The following is a 6414-nucleotide window of genomic DNA, read 5'->3' as shown; positions in this document are numbered from 1 at the left end:
TTTTATGAGCACTTCTCCCGCAGCTTTATTTCCACAGTTCCACAAATGGGGCACCTGTTACTTTTGCGTAATCTTGAGGAGCGAGTTTCATTTGGAAGCCTGGTTTACCGGCACTGGCGTAGATAGATTGTTTGGTTTGGGCAGAACTGTCTAGAAAAGTAGGAAGCGTCTTCTTCATACCGATTGCAGAGCACCCACCTCGGATATATCCCGTCACGTCCGTCAGCTGTTTCAAAGGAAGCATTTCCAACTTCTTCTCTCCTGCTGCTCGTGCCGCTTTTTTCAAGTCAAGCTCGCATACTACAGGAATGACAAACACATAATTGCGTGCAGTACCCGCTGTTGTTACGAGTGTTTTATACACATCTGCTTCGTCCCCGCCATCAGCTGCGGCATTTGCATCCTCAGCCAAATCGCGTTCCAGCAACTCATGAGGGATTCCTTCAGACTCTAAAATACGAATCGCATTCGTTTTAATATGTTTATTCTTCTTCGCCATGATAAGTGCCTCCCTTTCTCCAATTCAAAAACCCGCCAACTAAATGGCGGGTCATTCATTTCATTATGCTACAAGTGAGTATACCGGACTTGCTTCCTTATATCCATGCTGTTTCGCACTTGTCTGGATGGCATAAGCTTCCGAGGCTTGGTCATATAATTTCCGCATTGCTTCCGCTAGTGAGGAATCTGTTGCTGTATTCGAATCCTGCGATTGCATCAGCGAATCTTCATGACTTGCTTCTGCTAGTTGTGCAGAACGCAGGCGATCTTCCAATGCCAGTTGGGCTTCAGCTTCCATGATTTTAGCAGAGGCTGCTGCTGCGAGTTGATGATCGACTTCAGATGGATCTGGATTAGAAAGCGCTTCACTTCGGACATGTCGCCAGCTCTGAATGGTTTCTTCCAATGTTTCTCCGAGTGGCAATGCGATTTGCTTCAGTTGACCGGCACCCAGTTTTTTAAACTCTTTCGTTTGCATAGGTTGTGAATCCGCATTCGCATTCTCATTCTCGTTCGCTAAACGTTGCGCCAATTCGTTCCGTTTGGCTTCGTTTCCACCTGCATAATTTGCATGACGGGTATAAGCCACTTCTGCAGAACGCTTTCTTGCATTCTCATATCTTGTATTTTCCGTAACTATCGGATTCATCGAAATTGAGACCATGAACTCACCCCGCCATAATTTAGTCTTTTAATTATACAGTCTATTTGCATTTACTTCATGAGGCGAATGATTTTAATTATTACTTGTCAAATAGTTTCTTTAGCGCATCTGCCATTGCCGTATTTTCAGGTTCTTCCTTCTCTTGCTTCTTAAGATACTTTTGAACATCACGTTTGTCGGCCTTTTTACCTGTTGTTTGAGCTCTTCGCTTCTCAAATGAGGATAACTTTTCACGATATCCACATTTACAGACGAAGATTTTGCCATCGCCATGTCCACGAAGTTCTAATTTCTTTTTACAGTTAGGGCAGCGTGCGTTCGTCAACGTTGAGATGGTCTGACGATGGCCGCATTCACGATCCTGACAGACAAGCATCTTGCCTCGTTTCCCGTTCACTTCAAGCATTGGCTTCCCGCAATCCGGACACATTTTACCAGTTACATTATCATGTTTGAATTTTGTATCATCCGCCTTAATATCCACGATTGTTTTCTTCGAAAAGTCGATCATCGTGCGAATGAACTGGTCTTTCTTCAGTTTTCCAGCTGCAATTTTCGATAAATCGCTTTCCCATTCGGCAGTAAGTGCTGGCGATTTCAAGTCTTCAGGGACAAGCTCTAGCAACTGACGCCCTTTAGACGTAGTGTAAATATCATTCCCTTTTTTCTCAATGACAAACATGCCAAATAGTCGTTCAATGACGTCCGCTCGCGTTGCAACAGTTCCGAGTCCCCCCGTTTCGCCAAGCGTTTTAATAAGTTCTTTGGATTCGCCAGCCATGAACTGTGTCGGATTCTCCATCGCAGCAAGTAATGTTCCTTCATTGAATCGTGCAGGTGGCTTGGTTTTGCCTTCTGTTCTTGAAAACGCACGAATTTGAAGGGTCTCGCCTTTTTTCATAGCAGGTAATGCATCCGTGTCCGCTTCTTCTTCATCGGATGAATAAACAGCCTTCCACCCCTCATCCGTCACGGTACGTCCTTTCAATGTAAAGGTCTCGTTGCCCGCTTGTAATTCCGCACTCAATTGTTCGTATTGGAATGGCGGATAGAACACAGCCAAGAACCGTTTAACAATAATGTCGTAAAGACGTTGTTCTTTGTCCGACAGTGAATGCAATGAGGGACTTTCCTCCGTCGGAATAATCGCATGGTGATCAGACACTTTGCTGTCGTTGATAACACCCTTTTGAGGTTTGACTGGCCCTTTGCGTAACAATGAATTGACTGCCTTTCGATACGGTCCGATTTCAACCGCTTTAACACGATCCTTCAACGTACTCGTCATGTCTGCTGTTAAATGCTTGGAATCCGTACGTGGATACGTCACGGCTTTGTGTCGCTCATACAAGTTTTGTAACGTCGATAATGTCTCCTTTGCGGACCATGACCAGCGACGATGCGCTTCTTTTTGCAGTTCCGTCAAGTCGAATAAAGGAGGTGCTGGTTGTGATTTCGGCATTGATTTCAGGTCGATGATTTTGCCCTCTGTGATGCCTTCCAATGCATTCATTTTCGCATCGATCACGGTTTCATCGAAAACTTGAGTTTGACCTTTCGCATCCCGCCATGTAAAACGACCCGCTTCCGTAAGAGCTTGAATGCCCCAGAACGGTTTCGGTTGAAACTTTTGAATCGCCTTTTCTCGTTCAGCAATCATCGCAAGTGTCGGTGTTTGTACGCGCCCTGTTGACAATTGAGCGTTATGTTTTACAGTAAGCGCACGAGTTGCGTTAATGCCGACAACCCAGTCTGCTTCCGCACGTGCTGCGGCAGCTTCATATAAGTTTTCGTAGGCTTTTCCTTCTTTCAAGTTGGCAAATCCGTCTTTAATCGCCTTGTCTGTTACGGATGAGATCCACAACCGTTTGATTGGTTTACGATTTTTCGCAAGCTCCAAAATCCAGCGAGCCACGAGCTCCCCTTCGCGCCCAGCGTCAGTTGCGATGATGACGTCTTTAACTTCTCCACGGCGTAACTGTGCCTTCACAGCATTATATTGTTTCGATGTTTGTTTAATTGGTGTCAGTTTAAATGGCTGAGGAATGATTGGTAAGTGTTCCATTTTCCATTCTTTGAATTCCTGACCATATCCTTCAGGATCAGCATGTGTCACTAAATGGCCGAGCGCCCAAGTGACGATGTACCGATCCCCCTCTAGAAATCCATTTCCTTTTTTATGGCAACCGAGCACACGTGCAATATCGCGTGCGACAGATGGTTTTTCTGCAAGTACAAGTGATTTAGACATCGTTCAATCCCCTTTCGTTCTCTCCATTATACGCAAGTTGGTCGGTTTCTTCAGTTTTGACCATATGAAAAACGTCCATCCCGCGGAAATTCCTCTCGGACGGACGTTCTTTCTCTTATTATGCGTCAATTATACCATGGGTCAGTTCTTTCCCCATTTCTGTATACTTCACGAACACGCGCGCTAATTCTTTCAAGCGATCGTGTACATCTTCGTCTACAATCTTACTGTTTTCATCAAAATGATCACGATGCGTATATACATAATTTGGTGTCACCAAGCATCGGAAGTAATCAAGAATCGGCTTCATCTGATTTTCGACAACCAGATGGTGTTGATACGTGCCACCATTTGCCACGATTGAAACCGGTTTATAGCGCATTGTTCGTGGGTGAAGCAAATCGAATGCGTTCTTAAGCACCCCTGGAATCGAACCCTGGAATACAGGTGTTGCGATAATATAGCCGTCCGCCTCTTCGAACTTGCGAATCAGCTTCTTCATATCTTCGTTATATTCTTCTGCAGGTCGACCATCGACAAACTGGTGATCGTACTCAGAGAAATTCAATCTCTCTATCTCAAAACCGCAGCCCGTTTCTTCTATATATTGCTGCACAGCTTTAAGCACAATACCCGTTTTGTTGCCGATAATGGTCCCGTCCACAAACAAAACTTTCAAAATGACCGTACCCCCTAATGATATTCTCACTCTACATCCTATCAGAAAGAATGGGAATTGACTTGCAATTAGCTTGTTGAGTTTTTTGCTAAACCACCTTGGATTGAAGGGGGTGCTTCTCCAGGTATCGGTGACTTTGTTTTCCCCTGATCCTCACTGAATCGCTTTTCGATTTTTTCGTGCTGTACCTCTTCATCACCTTTTTCTTCTGCAATTCTTTCCTTAGCACGTTCAATCTGTTTAATCGGGTGAGAGAGCGCAACAATTGTGTCTCCTGCTACTGCCTGCAACTCTTCTGTTGGCGTGTAAAATTCAACACTTCCATCTTCTCGTAAAATATACAGGAGCACAGATTGATCATCCCGCTCACGCAAGTATTGTGTGTAACTGTACTGTTTAGAAAGCACCGTTTTACGGAATACATGACCCGAATTCATGCGTTCCTCCAAATCATATATCGATAACGCGGGTGTGAATAACGTACGTCCACCCGTGACGTTAAATGATTCCACCCCTTCACCAACATGGAATGACGTTTGGAATAAATTCTCGCGTCCCAAGTCATGCAGAAAATCAGCGCAAATGTGGGCGTTGTATGTGTCCGCTTTTGTCATGGCCAGCATGTATCGATATGGCGTCAAATCTAACGTATATTCGGTCTGCTCTGTTAAAATATCCCCAACGTGACTCGACAAGCCGAGTTTACGCGCATGAGATAAGCCCGCCCAGGAAGTGTCCATTAGCAACACATCATTGCCTGAGTCTTGAATCGACTGCGCAAGTTCTGCCGCAAATTTAGTCCCTCCAACGAGCAGTACACCTGATTCATCCGTCGTCGTCAAGTTTAATCGTCGAGCAAAAGGACCGATTGTAAATCCGTGTAAAACAACCGTTGAAAGAACGAGTGCAAACGTGAGCGCAGTAAGTAATTCCGCATCCTTGTAGCCATTTTCAAGGAGGATTGAAGCAAAATATCCCGACACTGTGAGCGCCACAATTCCTCGAGGAGCAATCCATCCAAGCAGATTTTTTTCTCTGTTAGACAAATCTGTACCTACAGTAGACACCCAAATTGACAGCGGGCGGACGATGAACAACATCGCCATTACATAAGTAATAATATGCCAGTCGAATATTTCAATGAGTACATGAGGATCTAATGACGCAGTGAGCATCACAAAAATCCCTGAAATGAGTAGCACAGAAATGTTTTCTTTAAATTGACGGATGTCATGAATGGAAGTTAAATGCATATTGGCCATCACTATCCCCATTGCTGTTACCGCTAGTAACCCAGTTTCATGCATAAGTTCATCCGAAATGACGAACGCAAATAAGACGACTGCAAAAAGCACGGGAGCTTTCAGAAATTCGGGCACGCTACCCTTTTCAAACGCATATCCGAGAATACGCGCAGACGCCCAACCAATGAATACGGCGAAAATCGATGCAGCAACGAATAGTCCAAGTGCTGCGAGGGTAGCTTGCCCATTGACAAATTTTATGAATTCAAATGCAAACACGGCAAGTAACGCACCGAAAGGATCGACGATAATGCCTTCCCATTTAAGAAGTGCTGCTGGACGAGGCTTGAGTTTAGCCTGTCTGAGCATCGGTAAAATCACTGTTGGCCCTGTTACGATGAACAACCCACCTATAATGAAAGCCACAGTCCAGGATAGTCCCGCTAAATAATGGGCTGCAAGCGATCCCGTGATCCAGGCAATGAACGCGCCAAATGTCACGATACGCGTAAGCGGTTTGCTGAACCCTTTAATCTCACGGAAGTCGAGGTTGAGACTTCCTTCAAATAATATAATCGCAACTGCAAACGAAATAATTGGGCTAAATAGCTCTCCCAATGTTTCTTCGGGGTTGATGAATCCGAATACAGGTCCAACGAGCAGACCTGCAATCGCCATGACGACGATCGCGGGAAGGCGATATCTCCAGGCAACCCATTGTGAAAGGATACCAATCAGAACAACGAGCATAAGGTCTGCAGCTATAGATCCGAACATTCGATTTCGCCCTCCTATCGAGTTGAAATTTCGTACTAGTGTACCACACCCACTCTATGAAACAACTTATTTGAGGTTTTCGGATGAAGGCTAGTGGATATTCATAAGACCTATCCCACGGTACAACACCAGCTTCCCCATCCCCCTATCTCGTGACCAACTAGAATACTCTTCGCAAATTGATCATAAATCTTTGAAAGTGATCATAAAAGGTGGTATGTGCTCATAAAACTTGAAATATGATCATAAACTGCCTCTCGCGGTTCAACACCAGCTTCCTCCATCACCCTATCTCGTG

At 44.9% G+C, this 6414-nt stretch carries 5 protein-coding genes; all 5 read right to left on the bottom strand.

Annotated features, from left to right (window positions below; translation table 11 throughout):
- Positions 1-25: 25 nt before the first annotated feature.
- Complete coding sequence (locus N693_RS0102675) at positions 26-499, bottom strand: aminoacyl-tRNA deacylase (RefSeq protein ID WP_025783243.1); 474 nt, start codon at positions 497-499, stop codon at positions 26-28.
- A gap of 63 nt (positions 500-562) precedes the next feature.
- Positions 563-1165: a hypothetical protein gene (locus N693_RS0102670; protein ID WP_025783242.1), complete on the bottom strand. Its 603-nt coding sequence runs from the start codon at positions 1163-1165 to the stop codon at positions 563-565.
- A gap of 79 nt (positions 1166-1244) precedes the next feature.
- Positions 1245-3416 carry a DNA topoisomerase III gene (locus tag N693_RS0102665; protein WP_025783241.1) on the bottom strand — a complete coding sequence of 724 codons (2172 nt, stop codon included), beginning with the start codon at positions 3414-3416 and terminating at the stop codon, positions 1245-1247.
- 118 nt (positions 3417-3534) lie between these two features.
- Positions 3535-4095 (bottom strand): NADPH-dependent FMN reductase, encoded by a 561-nt coding sequence (locus N693_RS0102655; protein WP_025783240.1) that lies wholly within the window; start codon positions 4093-4095, stop codon positions 3535-3537.
- A 68-nt stretch (positions 4096-4163) separates the two neighbouring features.
- Positions 4164-6116 carry a sodium:proton antiporter gene (locus tag N693_RS0102650; RefSeq protein ID WP_025783239.1) on the bottom strand — a complete coding sequence of 651 codons (1953 nt, stop codon included), beginning with the start codon at positions 6114-6116 and terminating at the stop codon, positions 4164-4166.
- Between the last annotated feature and the right edge of the window lie 298 nt (positions 6117-6414).

This window comes from Sporosarcina sp. D27 (assembly GCF_000586555.1).
GTDB lineage: Bacteria > Bacillota > Bacilli > Bacillales_A > Planococcaceae > Sporosarcina.
The sequence above is the reverse complement of the archived record's forward strand: the minus strand, read 5'-3'. Positions and strand labels throughout refer to the sequence as shown.

What these genes read in the sequence shown, in the direction of transcription:
- N693_RS0102675 (WP_025783243.1), bottom strand. Translation starts at nt 499, where the DNA reads ATGGCGAAGAAGAATAAACATATTAAAACGAATGCGATTCGTATTTTA.
- N693_RS0102670 (WP_025783242.1), bottom strand. Translation starts at nt 1,165, where the DNA reads ATGGTCTCAATTTCGATGAATCCGATAGTTACGGAAAATACAAGATAT.
- N693_RS0102650 (WP_025783239.1), bottom strand. Translation starts at nt 6,116, where the DNA reads ATGTTCGGATCTATAGCTGCAGACCTTATGCTCGTTGTTCTGATTGGT.
- N693_RS0102665 (WP_025783241.1), bottom strand. Translation starts at nt 3,416, where the DNA reads ATGTCTAAATCACTTGTACTTGCAGAAAAACCATCTGTCGCACGCGAT.